Origin of the sequence: Granulicella sp. S190, assembly GCF_009766095.1 — a bacterium.
Lineage (GTDB): Bacteria > Acidobacteriota > Terriglobia > Terriglobales > Acidobacteriaceae > Edaphobacter.
Map to the genome: position 1 here is coordinate 232423 of NZ_LMUD01000019.1, position 17028 is coordinate 249450.

Sequence of the window (17028 nt, forward strand, 5' to 3'; positions counted from 1 at the left end):
TCATACAGGCTGGATCACAATCTTCATCGAGTCAGCCTGTGGATGCGACGCTAGATCGATCGCAGCCACCGCATCCTCCAAAGAAAACCGATGCGAGATGAGGTTGGTCAGATCGAACCCCTTGCTATAGCCCTCGAATACCAACTGCGTCACGTCGTCCTGAATAGCCACGGAAGCACTGTAAGAGCCCATCAAAGTCTTCTCGTCCATGCACACTGCCGCTGGATCGAACGGCGCTTCGCCATGCTGTGTCGAGGCAAACAAGACAACCCGCCCCCCAGGACGAATCGCCGCCATGGCAATCTTGATTAGGGCATCGCTTCCGATTGCAAGCAGCGCAACATCTGCACCTCGCCCTTCCGTAGCAGCCTTCGCAGCCGCAACAATATCGCCGCGAGCGTCGAGAGGCCGATTCAGACCAAACTTCGCTGCCACTGCATGCCGCTCAGCATACAGGTCACTGGTCAGTACGGTAGCTCCTGTCCGCCGCGCCAGCGCCGCCAGCAGAATCCCAATCGGCCCCTGCCCAATCACCAGCGCCGTCTCATCCGCCTGTAAGCCAAGCAACTGAACCGCCTTGTAGCAAGTATTCACCGGCTCCAGAAATGCCGCCTGCTCAAAGGGAATATCATCGGGAATCTTTACCAAACCGCGTCGCACGATCCAATCCATAACACGAATGTACTCGGCAAAGCCGCCTCCCGAGGGAGCAAACCCAGCCGTACATCCAACCTTCTTGTAGACCTCACACTGCGCAAACGTCTGCTTGCGACAGAAGTAGCACTCCCCACAAGGAATATGGTGATACGCCATCACTCGATCTCCTACCGCAAACCCCTCTACGCCGACTCCCATACGAACAATCGTGCCTGCCATCTCGTGCCCAAACACACGCGGCGCATCATGCGATCCGGTATGAATCTTCTTTAGGTCTGTCCCGCAGATCCCGCAGGTGTGGATCTTCACCAGCACCTCCCCATCGCCAATCTCCGGCACCGCTATCGTCTCTACCCGAACATCATTGACACCGCGATATACCGCTGCCCGCATCGTCTCAGGAATAATATGTGACATAAATTGATCCTTATCCATCTTGTTCTTTGAGTCTGTTAGACCGCAGATCGGCGAAGAGACCCATCCTCATCCAACCATGCATAGAGCGCCTCAGCCAGATTCTTCGCGGCGGCAGAGCTATGCTCTCCTAGTCTCATCAAATCCCGCCATAAACCTGGTCGAACTGCGACATGGGCGAGAAAAGGAAGCATTCTCAACCGCCCATTCTCCCCTAGGAATGGATTCAGGTTCGGCAGTGTAGCGTCAGCATTATCGGATACGGCTTTGATGCAATAGAAAGGAACGCCCTTCCCAAGCGCGATCCTGGCAAGCGCAGCAGCCTCCATATCCACTAGACCGGCTCCATAACTCGTGGCTAATCTTTGTTTCTCCACCGCGTCCGCCACTTGCGTCGTGGTTGTCAGTACCGGCCACTCAGGTCGCGAGTCCTCTGGTCGAAATCTCTCCCCCGTCTTCGTATCGATAACCATTGAAGCGCGTGAAACCGACTCCGCCCCGATCGTTCCATCGAGTGCGCCCACCCAGCCGACAGAACAAACAGCATCAATCGCTGCAATCTTTTCAGCCTCAGCAGACGCCACCGTTGCCCTTACTTCTCCCATACCGGCACACACCGCCACCCAGCATCCCTCGGCATGGCGAAACTCCCAAAGTGACGATCCTTTTGCCGACTGCCTGCGCTTCCATCCCCTCGCGCTTGCGTGGTTCACAAAAGGTTTTAGCTCGCCTTCGAGTGCGGCAACAATCGCAATCGTTCCCCTCACGCTGTATGTCCGTCTAGGGGTGGCGCGTACCCATGCGAGACAAACCACTCGATCGCCGTTCGCAATGCGTTATAGATTGGTAGCACCTGAAATCCAAGCTCGCGCTCTGCCTTTGCCGAGGAAGCGAACATCATCTTCTTGCCCATGCGAACTGCTTCTACCGTCGCACGCGGCTCTTTTCCTCTCAACCGTCCGGTAAAGTTCTCCTCGAAGAAAGCAAATGCCATCGCAACGCCATGTGGCACCTTCATCGTAGGAGATGGGAGTCCTGTAATTGCTGACATACGATCTAGAATTTGTTTGAGCGTTAGGTTTTCTCCGCCAAGAATATACCGCTCGCCTGGCGTACCACGTTCAAGCGCAACCACGTGCATGCGCGCTACCTCAGCAACATCCACGAGGTTCAGCCCGGTGTCCACGTATGCAGGAAAGTTTTTATTCAGAAAGTCCACAATGATTCGCCCAGTCGGAGTGGGCTTCGAATCGCCCGGCCCAATCGGCGTCGTCGGATTGAGGATCATCACGTGCTGGCCCGCCTTCGCCGCCTGGATCACCTCCAACTCCCCAAGAAACTTCGATCGCTTGTAGTGCCCAATCATCTCGGCCAATGAGACTGGCGTCGCCTCATCCACAATCGTCCCGTCTCTCTGAAAACCCATCGTCGCCACACTCGACGTATAAACGATACGTTGTACTCCAGCCTCGCAAGCTAGCTTCAGTAACTCGCGCGTGCCGGTCACGTTTGAGGCATACATCTGATCTGGATCTCGCACCCACAGCCGATAGTCGGCAGCAACATGAATCAGAGCATCGCAACCCTGCAACGCAGATCTCAACTTTGCTGGTTCGCGCAGATCCCCCGTCACCATGTCCGCGTCAATGCCTGCCAGGGAATCCAACCGGCTCGTCTGCCGCGTGAGCAACCGAAGGCTTGCGCCCTCTGCAGCATAGCTTCTGGCTACATGGCCACCGACGAAGCCCGTTGCTCCCGTAATAAATACGCGCACTCTCACTCTTTCCAGCCAAACTGGCAGACTAACTCTGAAGCGCCAACCAAAATGCTATCCGGCAAACTCTACGCCCGACATCAGTCTTAGTCCAGCTTCTCCGGTTCGATCTGGATGTTTTGTTCGCCCGCAGCCTTCTTCTCCCAGTACTTTTTCACCCAGGCTTCGAAGGTCTTGCCTGCTGCCGTATCTCGACCACTGAACGCAAGCGCCGTAATGTCCGAGTAAGTGATACTTACCTTCGTCTTCTCATTCACTGGAAGGATGCGGACAAACGAATCTGCGAGAGAGGCACCTGTCCGTCGATCGAAAAGGTATCCAATCACTTGAGACCCATCTTTACGGGTGACTGTAATATCGCCGCGATAGTCAAAAGCCTTCTCCAGCGCTTCGGTGATCTCTTGATCGGTCGCAAGCGTCGGTATCCAGCCTTCGAGTTGTTCACGGTCGCGACCCGCAATGTGCTCAAGTTCGTCAGCACTCTGATGCCGCAACTGTTCGATCTTCAGATGTTCCTGTTGTTCCGTAGCCATGACACCTAGTCTCCTGAGATCGATTGCAGTTCTGTCTTCGTTGTCCCGACTGGAGCTTGAATCTGAATCAGCGGACTCTCATGCTCCGGTCGCCACTCGTTGAGCAGCTTCTGTGCGCCCTCATCAGGGTAGAGAGACGCAAACATATACCTCTTGGCCGTGGTCAGAAGTCCCTTCAGGGAGCTGAAGTTATAGTCCACCGCAGACGCTTCGTGTCCGGAGTGCACCATGCAGTTCGCGCACTGGGGATTACCGCTCTTCGCGCCGTAATTCTCCCACTTGGTGGAGTCCAGCAGCTCCTGAAAGGTATCTGCGTAGCCATCCTGCAGTAGGTAACATGGCTTTTGCCAACCGAAGATGCTGAAAGTCGGCATTCCCCACGGCGTACATTCAAAGTTCTGCTTCCCCATCAGAAATTCGGAAAAGAGGGGGTGAGTATTGAACTGCCACTCTTTTTTGCGGTTGGAGAGTATGGCGCGAAACATTCTGCGGGACTTCGCTTTACCGAGAAAATGATTCTGATCAGGCGCCTTATCGTAGGTATATCCCGGCGATACCATCATGCTCTCGACACCGGCGGCCATCATCTCGTCGAAGTGAGCACGAACACTATTCGGATCCGCCCCGTCGAATAAGGTCGTGTTGGTCGTAACGCGGAAACCAGCCGCAACCGCAGCCCGTACGCCCTCCATCGCAATGTCGTAGCCACCTTCGCGGCAAACCGAAAAGTCATGATGTTCGCGCTGACCATCCACATGGACTGAAAAAGAAAGATACTTGCTCGGCTTGAACAAGTGCAGCTTCTCCTTCAAAAGGAGAGCATTGGTGCACATATAAACGTACTTCTTGCGCGCGACCAATCCAGCTACAATCTCGGGCATCTGAGGATGCAGCAATGGTTCTCCACCGGGAATCGAAACCATCGGCGTTCCGCACTCTTCCACAGCCTTGAAGCAGTCCTCCGGAGAAAGCTCCGACTTCAGAATGTGCGCGGGATACTGAATCTTACCGCAGCCGGCGCAAGCCAGGTTGCAGCGAAATAACGGCTCAAGCATCAGCACGAGCGGATACTTCTTCCGGCCCATCAACTTCTGCTTCAAAACATAAGTTGCAACCGTCCAGGCTTGCGAGACTGGCACTGCCATTGGTGTCTCCTCCAGATAAATTGTTGTTGCGGGCGGTTTAGTGAGCCGATCCGCTCTTCATAGCGCGTTCGTACGTGGTCAGTGCCAACAACGGGAAGTACTGCTTATACAAGTGGTACCCGAGATAGAACACGCGGGGAAATCCGGTTCCAGTGTAGTAACTCTCGCCATTGCGTCCTGGGACAAGTTCATCCCAGCTTCCATCCTCGTGCTGGCGATCTATCAGCCAGCGAATACCCTTCGCTACCGAGTCGGACCGGGTATCTCCTGCCGCTAGCAATCCGAGCAAAGCCCAGGCCGTCTGCGATGGCGTACTTGGTCCAATACCTCGCTGATTCGGATCGTCATAGGTCCCGCAGGTCTCGCCCCATCCGCCATCCGCATTCTGTACCATGCGAATCCACTCGGCAGCCTGTTGCACGGCCGGTTCATGGTTCCAGAAACCCATCGCCTCAAGTCCGCGCAGAACAAGAAAGGTTCCGTAGAGGTAATTGACGCCCCAGCGTCCGAACCAACTCCCGTCGCTCTCCTGCTCTTTCAGAATGAATTGAATAGCTTTTTCAACGCGCGGGTCCTTGCGGCTAACGCCATAAAGCGCCAGCATCTCCAGCATGCGCCCGGTAATATCGACTGTCGGCGGGTCCAGCATCGCGTTGTGGTCGGCAAACGGGATGTACTGGAAGATCATCTTGGTGTTGTCACGATCGAAGCTTGCCCAGCCGCCGTTCTTGCACTGCATCGCCCAGATCCAGTTCAACGCACGTTGGCAGGCGTCATATTGGTATCGCTCCCGGGGATTATCCACACAGTTAAGCGCAAGAAGAACCTGCCCAGTATCATCGACATCGGGATAAAACTCATTGTTGAACTCGAAGTACCAGCCACCCGGCTCCACGTTCTTGACCTTCTCCGCCCAATCGCCTTTTTGACGGACTTCTTTAGTCAAGATCCAGTCTGCCGCCTTCAACATACGCGGATCATCTTTGCAGACCCCTGCCTCGCCGAGGGCGTACATCGCCTGTGCCGTATCCCACACAGGGGGAAAGCAAGGTTGCATGCGGAACGTCGGCGTGGGGTAGTCCTCTGTACCATCCGGACAATCGATACCCAGCTTCTCAAACTCATCCAGTGCGCGAATCATCTGCGGATCGTCCACCGAGCGCCCCAGGCATCGCAGCGCGACAATCGAGTTCAGCATCGCAGGGTAGATAGCCCCAAGTCCATCCGACTTCTCAAAGCGTTCCAACATCCACGCTTCCGCACGCTTCAACGCAATCTTTCGCAGCGGCCGAATGTGGACCCGTTCCGCCAGGTGCATGATTCGATCGACGGCTAGAAAGAAATTACGCCAACCCAGCGGTTTCTTCTTATCCCAGCGAAGATGCATGTTGGCATGTTCGCGGCCGCCTACAAAAAGCTCCTCAAGTCCCTGCTCCGGAGTCAACTTCTTAAACGGTTTCTTCGCATAGATAATCGACAACGGTACAAGAATGCCGCGCGACCACGAAGAGATCTCGTAGATATTGAAGTAACACCAGTTCGGAAACAGAACGATCTCCGGCGGAATTGCCGGTACTGCGTCATAGTCGTATTGCCCCAGCGCACAAAGATAGATCTTCGTAAAGGTGTTGCACTCCACCACGCCGCCGTGCGCCAGCACCCACTCCCGTGCCTTCACCAGCACCGGATGATCCTTCGACCAACCCATCAACTTCAGGGCAAGATAGGCTTTTACTCCATAGCTGATGTTCGACGGCCCGCCAGGATATAACCCCCATCCACCGTCTTCGTTCTGATGACGCAGGATCTCATTGACAGCGCGCTCCATCCGTCCCGGATCGCCTGTCCCGAGCAGCGTATGCATGAAGATGTAATCCGACTCCAGCATGCTGTCGGCTTCGAGCTCCCCGCACCAATACCCGTCGGGGTGTTGCTGGCTGAACAGCCAATCCTTCGCCCTTGCCACACCATCCGTAATGCGCTCCAGACCCACATCCATCCGCCCAAAGCGCGGCTGTGCTGGCTGATCGAGGCCCTTCGGATTACTTATAGATATACCCATGAAAATCAAACTCTCTGTCTACGATTCTCGTTAGCGGTTTACTGGAGGAGCAGATGCGATAGCCTGGACGATCTCAGGCGGCAGACCAAAGCGAACATTCTCTGGCATCACTTCAACCTCATCGACCGAACCGTAGCCCATCGTCTGCAGATACTCGACAACATCCTTCACCAGAACCTCGGGTGCAGAGGCGCCCGCAGTCACTGCGACCGTGTCAACCCCGTCCAGCCATTCGGGCCGGATCGCATCTGCCGTATCGATCAAATAAGAATTTGTATCCAGATTCTTCGAAACCTCGACCAGGCGATTCGAATTCGAGCTGTTCGTCGATCCAACCACCAGCACCAGGTCAGCTCCATGAGCAACATTCTTTACCGCCACCTGCCGGTTCTCCGTCGCGTAGCAGATGTCCTGCGAGTGCGGACCGACGATGTTTGGGAACTTGTTCTTCAGCGCTTGAATCATGTCGCGGGCTTCATCCAGCGACAGCGTCGTCTGCGTCAGGTAGGCCACACGATTAGGGTCAGGAACAACAAGATCAGCAACCTCCTGCACAGTGGAAACCACCTGCGTCACATCCGGAGCCTCGCCCTGCGTGCCTTCGATCTCATCATGGTCGCGATGGCCAATCAGAACCAGCGAATATCCCTGCTTCGCAAACTTGATCGCCTCCACGTGGACCTTTGTAACCAGCGGGCAGGTCGCGTCGATAACCTTAAGACCGCGCTCCTTCGCCCGGTCACGAACCGCAGGCGAAACACCGTGAGCCGAGTAAATTACCCGTGCTCCCTCAGGAACCTCGTCGAGTTCGTTAACAAAGATCGCGCCCTTCTTGGCTAAGTCCGTCACAACATAGCTGTTGTGAACAATCTCTTTCCGAACGTATATCGGAGCGCCAAACGTCTCCAGCGCAATCTGTACGATGTCAATCGCGCGTACAACGCCGGCACAGAAGCCGCGAGGCTTGAGAAGGAGAACCCGCTTAGTTTTCATTTTATTGTCGCGACCGATCTCGGAGGCGTGGTCAAGGATGGTTGTAGTCACCTCCCTAGTATACCGCGTCTACCTCTCGATCGGAACCAAAGTGAACCATTCTAGGTGCAATCCTAACTTGCTCAAAAGTCTTAAAATTGAACAAAAAATGCGCCTTTTTACGCCTTCAGCGCATCGTTCCGTTGCAACTTTTCGTCCGCCATTATAGCTTTTGACTCTCACAGGCCGGGTGGCCGCAGTCGCACTCAAGCTTGGTTGAACCTTTTGCAGTTTCACAGTAAGCGGAGCAGTACTTCTGCCCTTGCGGCGGAGTACACGTACACCCGTCCATCGCGCACTTCTTGGAATCGTTCGACATCCCTCACTCTCCTGATCATCTATATCACTCGTACCTACGATGCCGCTTTCAGGTGGATAAGATGTTCAAGGCCGCTCCCTATCATTATCGGCTGCTCTCCAGCAGATGCGCCGCATGCTTCAGGCTTGTCTCCGTCAACTTTGCTCCACTTAACATCCGAGCAATCTCCTGAGTGCGCTCCGAGTCTTCCATCCTGCGAACCTCGGTCTGCGTTCGCCCCCGCTTCTCCGTCTTTTCAATCAGGAAATGTTGATCCCCAAACGCTGCAATCTGCGGAAGATGGGTAATGCATAGGACCTGCTGTCCCTTGGATAAAGTCTTTAGCTTCCGTCCAACCGCCTCCGCTGCACGACCTCCAATACCGATATCGATCTCATCAAACACCAGCGTTCGCGGTAGAACCGACTTTTTCTTCCGCCCCTGGCCACCTGACACAGCCTCTTCCACCGTCACTTTCAGGGCCAGCATCACGCGTGACATCTCACCCCCGGATGCAATCTCGTGCAGCGGCTTCAACGGCTCTCCTGCATTGGTAGCAATCAGGCACTCCACCTGATCCCACCCGTGGGAGGTCCAGCTCTCCGGCGACTCCACCGCCGTTACGCGAACATGAAACCGCGTACTCATGGCAAGATCATTGATCTGCGCCTCGGCCAGCTTCTCCAGCCGCTTTGCAGCCTCTGTACGGCTTGCTGTGAGCGTGGTCGCGGCAGCTTTGTAAGTCACAGCATCCTGATCCTGCTTCGCCTTTAACTCAATCAGCAGCGCATCACGATTTTCAACCTCAGCCAGCTGCCTCGCTGCCTCTGCGCCAAAGTCGATTACCTCTCTCAACGTCTGTCCATACTTTCGCTTCAGCCGATCAAGCGCCGCCAGCCGATCTTCAATCTCCTCCAGACGCCCCGGAGCCGCGTGAACATTGTCCGCGAAGTCACGCACTTCGGCATCGACATCTTCAACAATTGCCTTCGCTGCGGCCAGTTGTTGCGCAGGCTCCTGAAACCGTGCGTCGTATCGCGCCAGTTCCTCAACATGTTTCAGCGCCGCACCCAGAGCACTCTCGGCGGAGTTCTCCGACTCGTAGAGCAGCTCGTGCGCGTTCATCGCCGCGGTATACAGCTTCTCTGCATTGCCCAACACACGCTTCTCGGCCTCGAGCTGCGCATCTTCATCGTCCGCATTCAAACCAGCCTGGTCGATCTCTTTACTCTGAAACCGCCACAGATCCGCCATCCGCAGGCGATCCTGTTCGGCAGATTGCAACTCGTCAAGTCTGTCGGTGGTCGTCTTCCACACCGCAAACGCCTCCGCTACACCTTCGGTGCTGACCGCACCAAAGCGATCCAGCAGGCTCCGTTGCTGCACCTGATCGAACGAACCCATCGTCTCGCCCTGCGAGTGAACCAGCGCAAGCTCAGGAGCGAGCTGACGCAACACCCCCACAGTCGCCGGCTGGTTATTGATAAAGACACGCCCCTTGCCATTCGCCAGAATCTCACGCCGCAGCAGAAGATGATCGGACTCAGAGTCGATCCCATTCGTCTCGAGAATCGCCGCCGCCCCCGTCGTCAGCTCAAAGACGCAGCCGACCACCGCCTTCTCTTCTCCATGACGGACGAAGTCTGCCGAAGCCTTTCCGCCCAGCAGCAACGCCAGCGCATCAATCAAAATCGACTTCCCCGCACCGGTCTCGCCGGTTAGCAGATTAAGGCCCAGCCCGAACGTAGCGACCGCACGATCGATCACAGCGTAGTTTTCCGCGCGTAACTCCAGCAGCATAAGGCCCTCAGGCAAACTCGTATCGCGAGAATAGCAAACCTGAACCGAAACCACTCTCCAGCCCACAAACTGATATCAGGCCGCACCTCGGCAGATGCCCCAACCCGATTGCCTGCTTCATTTCCCACAGTCACGATTTACACTAACCACTGGTGGATAACAACTATGGTCTGGACTCTCGCCCTTGCAATGTACTTCCTTCAGGAAGATCCCTCTGCCGCACCTCCCGTGGCCTCCAACACCGGCGCCCTCGTGGAGATGGTTCACAATAGCGGTCCCGTAGCCTTTGCCGTTCTTATCATCCTGCTCCTGGCCAGCATCTTCTCGTGGGCCATCATGCTCTCGAAGTGGTCCAGCTTTGGCAAAGCACAGACGCAGAGTCAGCGCTTCCTCCGCGCCTTTCGCAAATCCACACGCCTTAGCGAGATCGCAACCGTAGCCGATCAGTTCAAGCCCAGCCCGCTCGTCGCAGTCTTCACCGAAATTCACGATGAGTACCAGCGCCAAAACGGCGGACGCGGCCTCCCCCGCAACCCGGTCGCTCTCGAGCGCGCCGCTCAAACCGCCTCCAGCGAAGCCCTCACCAACATGGAGAGCCGTATGACCTGGCTGGCCACAATCGCCGCCATCGCTCCGTTCATCGGACTCTTCGGCACCGTCATGGGCATTATCGACGCCTTTCATGGACTAGGCACCGCAGGCGCAGCAACTCTCCGTGCGGTCGCACCAGGCATCTCGGAGGCACTCATCACCACCGCCGCCGGATTAGTCGTTGCCATCCCCGCCGTCGTCGGCTACAACCAGCTCACCGCACGCCTCCGCGAGTTCGGCGCCCGCATGGACGACTTCGGCCGCGAGCTCCTCAACGCCATCGAGAACGCGGCGATGATAAGCCCGCCAAGCTCGCCTCAACCCCCGCAACAGCAGCCTGAAGAGCTCCGTCGGAGGACCTTCTAGCGATGGCCTTCTCTGCCAAGGGACGCACTCAGACCGCGCTCGCCGAGATCAACATCACTCCGCTGGTCGACGTCGTCCTCGTGCTCCTTCTCATCTTCATGATGACCGCGCCCGTTCTTCAGTCTGGTGTCGAGGTCGCGATTCCCAAAACGCGCTCGGTCAGCCAGCTCACGGAAGAGCGCATGGTCGTCACCATCGACCGCGAGCAGAACGTCTTCCTGCAGGACAAGCCAGTCAACGTCAACCAGCTTCCCTCGCTCCTCAGATCCACCGGCAAAGCCGACCCCTCCAAGCGCATCATCTATCTGCGAGCCGACGAGCGCGTTCCCTTTGGCGCCTTTGCGTCGGTCATGGATGCCGTCAAGCAGGCCGGCATCACCAACATCAGCATCGTCACCCAGCCGATCCAGAAGTAAGGAGAGTGACATAGACACCTCTCTCACATTCAGTCGCAACCATCAGGACAAGATCGGCTCGAACCTCTTCGGCTCGTTCGTTCTGCACGGCCTCGTCGCCGCCATTCTCTTCGGCTGGGCTTTCTTCTTCAACAGAGGCCACAACTGGGGAGAGAGTGCCTCGAATGCCGGGGCCATCCAGGCCACCATGGTCTCCTCGCTTCCTCTTCCGCCCACGCAGCGCACCTTGGACACCGGCGTCCTCACCTCAGAAGCGCCAAGCCCTGCACCCGTCATCACCAAGGAAAGAACCGAACCGCCGCCAGCTCCAAACGAAGTCGCCATCCCGGAAAAGATCACCAAACCCATTAAGACCGCAGAAAAAGCTGCACCGACTCCCCCAAAATATATCCAGCCGGTCACCCCTCCACCAACCAAAGCAGTCACAGGGGAGACCGCTGGAATCCGAATCGCTCAGTCTACCCTTGAAGTAAAGAACGGCACCGCCAGCGTCTCTGTAGAAGACCGCACCTTTGGCGAGCGCTTCGCTTACTACGTCAACATCGTCAACAGCAAAGTCGCTCAGAACTGGTACACCGCAGAGGCGGATCCGCGTGCCTCCATCGGCAAAAGCACCACCATCATCTTCGACATCAACCGCGAAGGAGTTCCCTCGAACGCACGTGTAGAGACGCCCAGCGGCTCTCCCAGTCTCGATACCTCGGCAATCCGAGCCGTGCAACGAGTCGACGGCTTCGGCCCCCTGCCTCAAGGCGATCATATTACTGTCGAATACACCTTTCACCTGCATCCACAATAGTCGGAAGAGCGTAGTCCTATTCGAAGACTCTAGTGGTAACCACCGTCGATGACATCAAACACCCCTTTCAATCATTTTTGCGTCTAACATAGGACATAATGCATAGACCGAAACGAACGCCAGCCAGCCGGCCAGTTCTCCTATATAGCTTCGTAGCTTTGCTCTTCTTTCTTGCAGGCAATGTCGTATCGCACGCTCAGGAAGGCTTCAAGACCGAAACCTCCAGCGGTGTCTCGAACATCCGCATCGCTGTAGCTGACTTCAAGCCTACCTCAGACGATCCTCAGACCTCCGGCTTCAAGCACACCTTCGACGCGACCCTTTTCGCTGACCTCGCCAACGCCGGCATCTTTGACATCGTCTCCAAGAGCCTCCTTCCACAATCCACTCCAGGCGCACCCGCCGAAATAAAACTCCAACAGTGGGCCGACGCGCCGGCCTCCGCGGCAATGGTCGCCTTCGGCAGCTTCGGAGTCCAGGGCAGCAGGATTACCTGCAACGGCTTCCTCTTCGACGCCAAGAATCTTCAGTACCCACAAGTCCTCGCGAAGCAGTACAGCGAGGAGGCGACCGACGACTCCGCACGTCAGATCGCACACCGCTTCGCCGATGAGATCATCTTCCGTCTCAGCGGAGGCAGCCAGGGCATCGCCGAGAGCAAGATCTTCTACGTCAAGCTCTCCGGCGGCGAAAAAGAGATCTGGCAGATGGACTACGACGGCGCCAACCAGCACGCGATAACTCATCTCGGAACCGTCTCGCTCTCACCACGCATCTCGCCGGATAACTCCCGGCTTGCCTTCTCTTCCCTTGGCCGCGAAGGCTTTCAGATCCGCATGTTCTCGCTTGTGCTCAACCGCATGGTGAACTTCTCCGAGACCGGTGGCACGAACCTCTCACCGGCATGGTCGCCAAACGGAAAAGACATTGCCTACTCCTCCTCGCGTACCGGCGACCCCGAGATCTGGATCTCCGACTCCAACGGGGGGTCCACCCGCCGTATCACCAGCTTCCGTGGCCCCGATGTCTCGCCCGTCTTCAATCCCCGCACCGGCTCACAGATCGCCTGGATCAGCGGCCGCACCAACCTCCCTCAGCTGTACGTCATGGACATCGACGGCGCTAACGTCCAGCGTATGACCGACGGAGGCTATGCGACCTCGCCCTCCTGGTCTCCTAACGGACAGTTCCTTACCTTCGCCTGGGATCGCAAGTATGGTCCCGGAGCTCCTGGTGGGCAGGACATCTATGTCATGGAGATCGCCACCAAGCGTTGGATTCAGCTCACCCACGACGGCGGCCGATGCGACTTTCCCTCATGGTCTCCCGATGGCCGGCACATCGTCTATGCCAACTCCCCAGACGGAAAGGCCACTCACATGAAGATCATGACCATGCTGGCCGATGGTACCCAGAAGCGTGAGCTTACCGGTGCAGGTGCCGACATGCCCAACTGGAGTTGGAAGTAACAGGTTTTTTCGTACCTGCGGAAACGCTTCGCAGACAACTTGATGTCTACTATTACTGATTAGCAGGAGAGATTCGATGAACGTAATGCAAGCAGGAATTCGCAAGTCCTTGGTGATCGCAGCAGCCCTCGTTGCCGTAGGGGCAGTCACGGGCTGCCACAAGAAGGCCAGCGGAATCGACCCCAACGCGCTCGGGCCTGCGCCTGCCGCACCGGCCGCCGCTCCCACCGCAACAATCACCGCCGACCCGCTCGCCATCGATCTCGGTCAGTCGGTCATCCTCAACTGGCGCACTCAGAACGCGACCACGGTCACTATCGATGGTATCGGAGACGTGAGCATCAACGGCACCCAGACCGTGTCGCCGGCTAACTCCACCAACTTCCATCTCACCGCCAAAGGCGATGGCGGCACGACCGAAGCCAACGTTCGTGTGACTGTTCGAGTTCCAGTAGCCCCAACTGCTCCAGCGGATGCAGACATGGGTAGCGAAGCCGCCTTCCACCAGAACGTGCAGGATGTCTTCTTCGACTACGACAGCTACGATCTTCGTCCCGACGCGACTGCATCCGTCTCCAAGGCCGCGGCCTATCTTACCGCTCACCCCGCCATTCGCGTGGTCATCGGCGGCTACTGCGACGATCGCGGTTCTGCAGAGTACAACCTCGCCCTCGGCGAGAACCGTGCCAATGCCGCGCGTACAGCTCTAATCGCTGCAGGAATTCCGGCAAGCCGGCTTCGGGTCATCAGCTACGGCAAGGAGAAGCAGTTCTGCACCGAGGAGAACGAAAGCTGCTGGCAGCAGAACCGCCGCGGTCAATTCTCCCTGGACAAGTAACCCGCTAACCCACAACAGGCATAATCCGCCATCACATTCCCCTGTCCTGATTCAAGGACAGGGGTTTCTGCTAACCTGACCGCAACTCTTCTTATGCCCTCTGCGACACGCCGTACGAGGAACCGAAGTAAAACAGAAAGCCGAGCGTCTCTGACATGATCAAAGCAAAGCAAACCCTTCACAGCAGATTCATCGCACTGGCTGCTCGCATCGTCTCTATCTCTCTGCTCGCGGCTGTTGTCTTCTGTTCTTCGCCGGCCTTCGCCGTAAGCAAGGACATGGTGCAGCTTCAAACCCAGATTCAGGAGCTGCAGGACGCCATCGCCCGCCTGCAACAGTCCAACGACGAGCGCATGGGGGTTATGAAGGACATCGTCCAGCAGAGCGCCGACTCCATTAACAAGATGTCCATCACCATCAGCACGCTGCAGAAGCAGATGCAGGCCCAGCAGGAGGCGCAGAGCGGCAAGGTCGATCAGGTCTCCGGACAGATTCAATCCCTCAACGACTCCGTCGACGAGATCAAGGCGCGTATCGCCACCCTCCAGAAGTTGATGCAGGATGTTCAGAGTCAGCAGCAGTCCCTAAGCGCCGGCATGCCTCAGCCCAGCGGTTCCGCAGCAGCCTTGCCTGCCAACCCGCCCTCCACGACAACCGCGCCGCCGCCCACTGCCGCCCCTATCGGCAAGAAGGGTAAACCCTCAGCCAGTTTTCCTCAGGCCGCCGATACACCCGGCCCCGCCGTTACAACGGGCCCTGCCGTCCCGCCTGCGGACGAGCTGTACAAGACAGCCCTGGGCGATTACATGGCCGCCAAGTACACCCTCGCATCCTCGGAGTTCGGCGACGTCGTCAAGAACTACCCCGACAATCCCCTCTCAGGAAACTCCTTCTACTACCAGGCCGAGATCGACTACCGCGACGGCCGCTATCCTGCAGCCATCAAGTCCTTCGACTCCGTTCTCGAGCAGTACCCCGACAGCAACAAGGTTCCCGCCTCTCATCTCCACAAGGGCATGGCACTCTTCACTCTCAAGGAGAACGAAGCCGGCACCCGCGAGCTCCGCACCCTCATCCAGCGCTTTCCCAACTCGCCGGAGGCCATGCAGGCCCGCAGCAAACTCAGCGGCATGGGAATCCCCGTTACCCCCAAGCACTAGACGTCAGTTCCGCATCCCCTGCATCAGCGCCTCGATCTCAGCCCGTTCTTCTCCACTCAGCGGAAGCAACGGCAGACGCGGCCTTCCTCCGAAATACCCATTCAGATCACATCCAAATTTAATCCCCGCCACTCCAAGTTGTCTCTCGACCCTTGCAGCCACATCCTGGAGCCTTACCTGCTTCTCCCGTGCCAATCCCTCATCCCCATCCTTCCATGCCGCCAGCACCTCATAGCAGGCCTGCGGAGCCGCAGCGGCGAACGCGGGCATCGCTCCCACTGCACCCTGCCGCAGACTCTCCAGCATTCCACCCGTAGCCCCCGCCAGTATCTGAAATCCAACCACCTTCGTCCGCGTCACCATGGGCTTCGAGTGAGCAACCGCCACAGCCGCGCCGCCATCCGTCAGTGACGTAGCCAGGATCAGATCTTTCGCCTCCGATCCCTCACTTCGGCTCTCCATTCGCCCAGTCACAGCCGCAAAGACCGTCGTAACCGTCACAGTATGCTTCACGTTCGCGGAACCTGCTTTGATCGCCTCGATCCATCCGCGATCTCCCGCCCCATCGACGATCCCAATGATCTTCGAGTGCCTCGCAAGCTCGATCACGCTCTCTTCAGGCAGTATGGCGCCATCCTGTGAATTCGAACTGCACAGCAGCACAGGCAAAACCGATTGATCAGCAACCGCCTGAAAGTATGCAATCAGTTCTTTCGTGCGATCCTGCCGCAGTATCGAAGGTCTCCTCACCAGCACAGCATCGTACCCGTACTCCGCAGCCGCCTCCGCCAAATCAAGCGTCCCAGCCACGCTATCGCGCGAAACCCCTGCTATCAGCACCTTCTCTACTGTGGCTACAGCAGCAACACTACGCAGCACATGTCGCGTCTCCTCGTCCGAGAGCATCGTCCGATCTCCCGTTTCGCCCAGTGCCACCAGCCCTGCGGCAGGCGTCTTCGAGTAGCGCATCACATTATGTTCCAGCTTAGGCAGATTCAGGCGTCCGTCGGGATAAAACGGTGTAGTCAGCGGTAGTTGAAGACCATCAAGCAGCATCTCTCTATTCTAAGAGTGAATCCGCAAATCATGCGATCAGGGCTACTCATGCTACGAAAGATGTAAGAGCAACGCGCATCGCAACGATCCACTTGAAGTAATCTGTCTGTTGCAGCCATGATGAACGGACGGGACATCTCGCAAGGCAAGTCTCTCGGCGACCTCGGCCGCGAAGCCTTCTGGTTTCTCACCCATACGCTTATCGCCGTGGCGATGCTGGCGCTCGTCATCGTGGTCATCTCGATAGGTCATCCTGACTCAGACTCCATCGCTCCCAAGGCACTCGCAACGTTTCTCGCAGCCCTGATCCCCATGATCGGCGGAGCCATCGTGGCTCGCCTCCAGCACAACGAGATCGCACCCTACACCTGGATCTCGGGCTTGGTCATCTTCTCTATCGTCTGCGTCTGGGTGCTAGACCTGCCCACCGGCAAAGGCCTCTGCGAGAACTGTGGAGCGGTCGACAAGCTCTGGCGCACCTTCTTCACCTTCCGTCACGGAAGCGGCCTCATGGGGGGAGACGGGCTCCTCATCGGCACCTGGCTCCCCCTCTCCATGGTCGGCTACGCCGTCGGGGCCAGGCTCGCGCAGGATCCCTACTAGCCAGCCTCTCCGCAG

The 17028-nt window shown here is 57.2% G+C and carries 16 protein-coding genes; 7 read left to right on the top strand and 9 right to left on the bottom strand.

The features are described 5' to 3' along the window. The 8 genes from GSQ94_RS12850 to recN all read right to left on the bottom strand — a co-directional run bounded on the left by GSQ94_RS12850 (nt 1) and on the right by recN (nt 9715). A complete protein-coding gene (locus GSQ94_RS12850; RefSeq protein WP_158944263.1) occupies nt 1–1074 on the bottom strand; it encodes a zinc-dependent dehydrogenase in 1074 nt (357 codons plus the stop codon). A 35-nt stretch (nt 1075–1109) separates the two neighbouring features. Further along, nucleotides 1110–1838: a phosphorylase gene (locus tag GSQ94_RS12855; RefSeq protein ID WP_158944264.1), complete on the bottom strand. Its 729-nt coding sequence runs from the start codon at nt 1836–1838 to the stop codon at nt 1110–1112. Then, a complete protein-coding gene (gene hpnA, locus GSQ94_RS12860) occupies nt 1835–2845 on the bottom strand; it encodes a hopanoid-associated sugar epimerase (protein WP_158944265.1) in 1011 nt (336 codons plus the stop codon). The genes GSQ94_RS12855 and hpnA overlap by 4 nt, the downstream gene beginning before the upstream one ends. 86 nt (nt 2846–2931) lie before the next feature. Beyond that, entirely contained in the window at nt 2932–3378 is a 447-nt protein-coding gene (locus GSQ94_RS12865; protein ID WP_158944266.1) for a hypothetical protein, read from the bottom strand. A 5-nt stretch (nt 3379–3383) separates the two neighbouring features. Continuing rightward, complete coding sequence (hpnH, locus tag GSQ94_RS12870) at nt 3384–4523, bottom strand: adenosyl-hopene transferase HpnH (RefSeq protein ID WP_158944267.1); 1140 nt, start codon at nt 4521–4523, stop codon at nt 3384–3386. A gap of 37 nt (nt 4524–4560) precedes the next feature. After that, a complete protein-coding gene (shc, locus tag GSQ94_RS12875; RefSeq protein WP_158944268.1) occupies nt 4561–6585 on the bottom strand; it encodes a squalene--hopene cyclase in 2025 nt (674 codons plus the stop codon). A 30-nt stretch (nt 6586–6615) separates the two neighbouring features. Continuing rightward, the gene (locus GSQ94_RS12880; RefSeq protein WP_158944269.1) at nt 6616–7578 is read right to left on the bottom strand and encodes a 4-hydroxy-3-methylbut-2-enyl diphosphate reductase; all 963 of its coding nucleotides are present in this window, start codon (nt 7576–7578) and stop codon (nt 6616–6618) included. 442 nt (nt 7579–8020) lie between these two features. Further along, nucleotides 8021–9715, bottom strand: coding sequence for a DNA repair protein RecN (gene recN, locus GSQ94_RS12885; RefSeq protein WP_158944270.1), 1695 nt, complete (start codon nt 9713–9715; stop codon nt 8021–8023). A gap of 165 nt (nt 9716–9880) precedes the next feature. Between recN and GSQ94_RS12890 the strand changes: the two genes are divergently transcribed. The 6 genes from GSQ94_RS12890 (at nt 9881) to GSQ94_RS12915 (ending at nt 15354) form a co-directional block, all read left to right on the top strand. Then, a complete protein-coding gene (locus tag GSQ94_RS12890) occupies nt 9881–10672 on the top strand; it encodes a MotA/TolQ/ExbB proton channel family protein (RefSeq protein WP_158944271.1) in 792 nt (263 codons plus the stop codon). Between the two features lie 2 nt (nt 10673–10674). Continuing rightward, complete coding sequence (locus GSQ94_RS12895; protein ID WP_158944272.1) at nt 10675–11088, top strand: biopolymer transporter ExbD; 414 nt, start codon at nt 10675–10677, stop codon at nt 11086–11088. Further along, a complete protein-coding gene (locus tag GSQ94_RS12900; RefSeq protein WP_158944273.1) occupies nt 11027–11887 on the top strand; it encodes an energy transducer TonB in 861 nt (286 codons plus the stop codon). Before GSQ94_RS12895 ends, GSQ94_RS12900 begins: the two co-directional genes overlap by 62 nt. Before the next feature lie 98 nt (nt 11888–11985). Beyond that, entirely contained in the window at nt 11986–13356 is a 1371-nt protein-coding gene (locus tag GSQ94_RS12905) for a DPP IV N-terminal domain-containing protein (protein ID WP_158944274.1), read from the top strand. An 85-nt stretch (nt 13357–13441) separates the two neighbouring features. Then, a complete protein-coding gene (locus tag GSQ94_RS12910) occupies nt 13442–14194 on the top strand; it encodes an OmpA family protein (protein ID WP_158944309.1) in 753 nt (250 codons plus the stop codon). Nucleotides 14195–14349: 155 nt separating this feature from the next. Continuing rightward, nucleotides 14350–15354: a tetratricopeptide repeat protein gene (locus GSQ94_RS12915; RefSeq protein WP_158944275.1), complete on the top strand. Its 1005-nt coding sequence runs from the start codon at nt 14350–14352 to the stop codon at nt 15352–15354. Nucleotides 15355–15357: 3 nt separating this feature from the next. On the opposite strand, the gene GSQ94_RS12920 is transcribed toward GSQ94_RS12915, so the two are convergent. Then, nucleotides 15358–16410 carry a dihydrodipicolinate synthase family protein gene (locus tag GSQ94_RS12920; RefSeq protein ID WP_158944276.1) on the bottom strand — a complete coding sequence of 351 codons (1053 nt, stop codon included), beginning with the start codon at nt 16408–16410 and terminating at the stop codon, nt 15358–15360. Between the two features lie 117 nt (nt 16411–16527). Here GSQ94_RS12920 and GSQ94_RS12925 point away from each other — a divergent pair, with 117 nt between their 5' ends. After that, a complete protein-coding gene (locus GSQ94_RS12925; RefSeq protein WP_158944277.1) occupies nt 16528–17013 on the top strand; it encodes a hypothetical protein in 486 nt (161 codons plus the stop codon). The last annotated feature ends 15 nt before the right edge of the window (nt 17014–17028 follow it).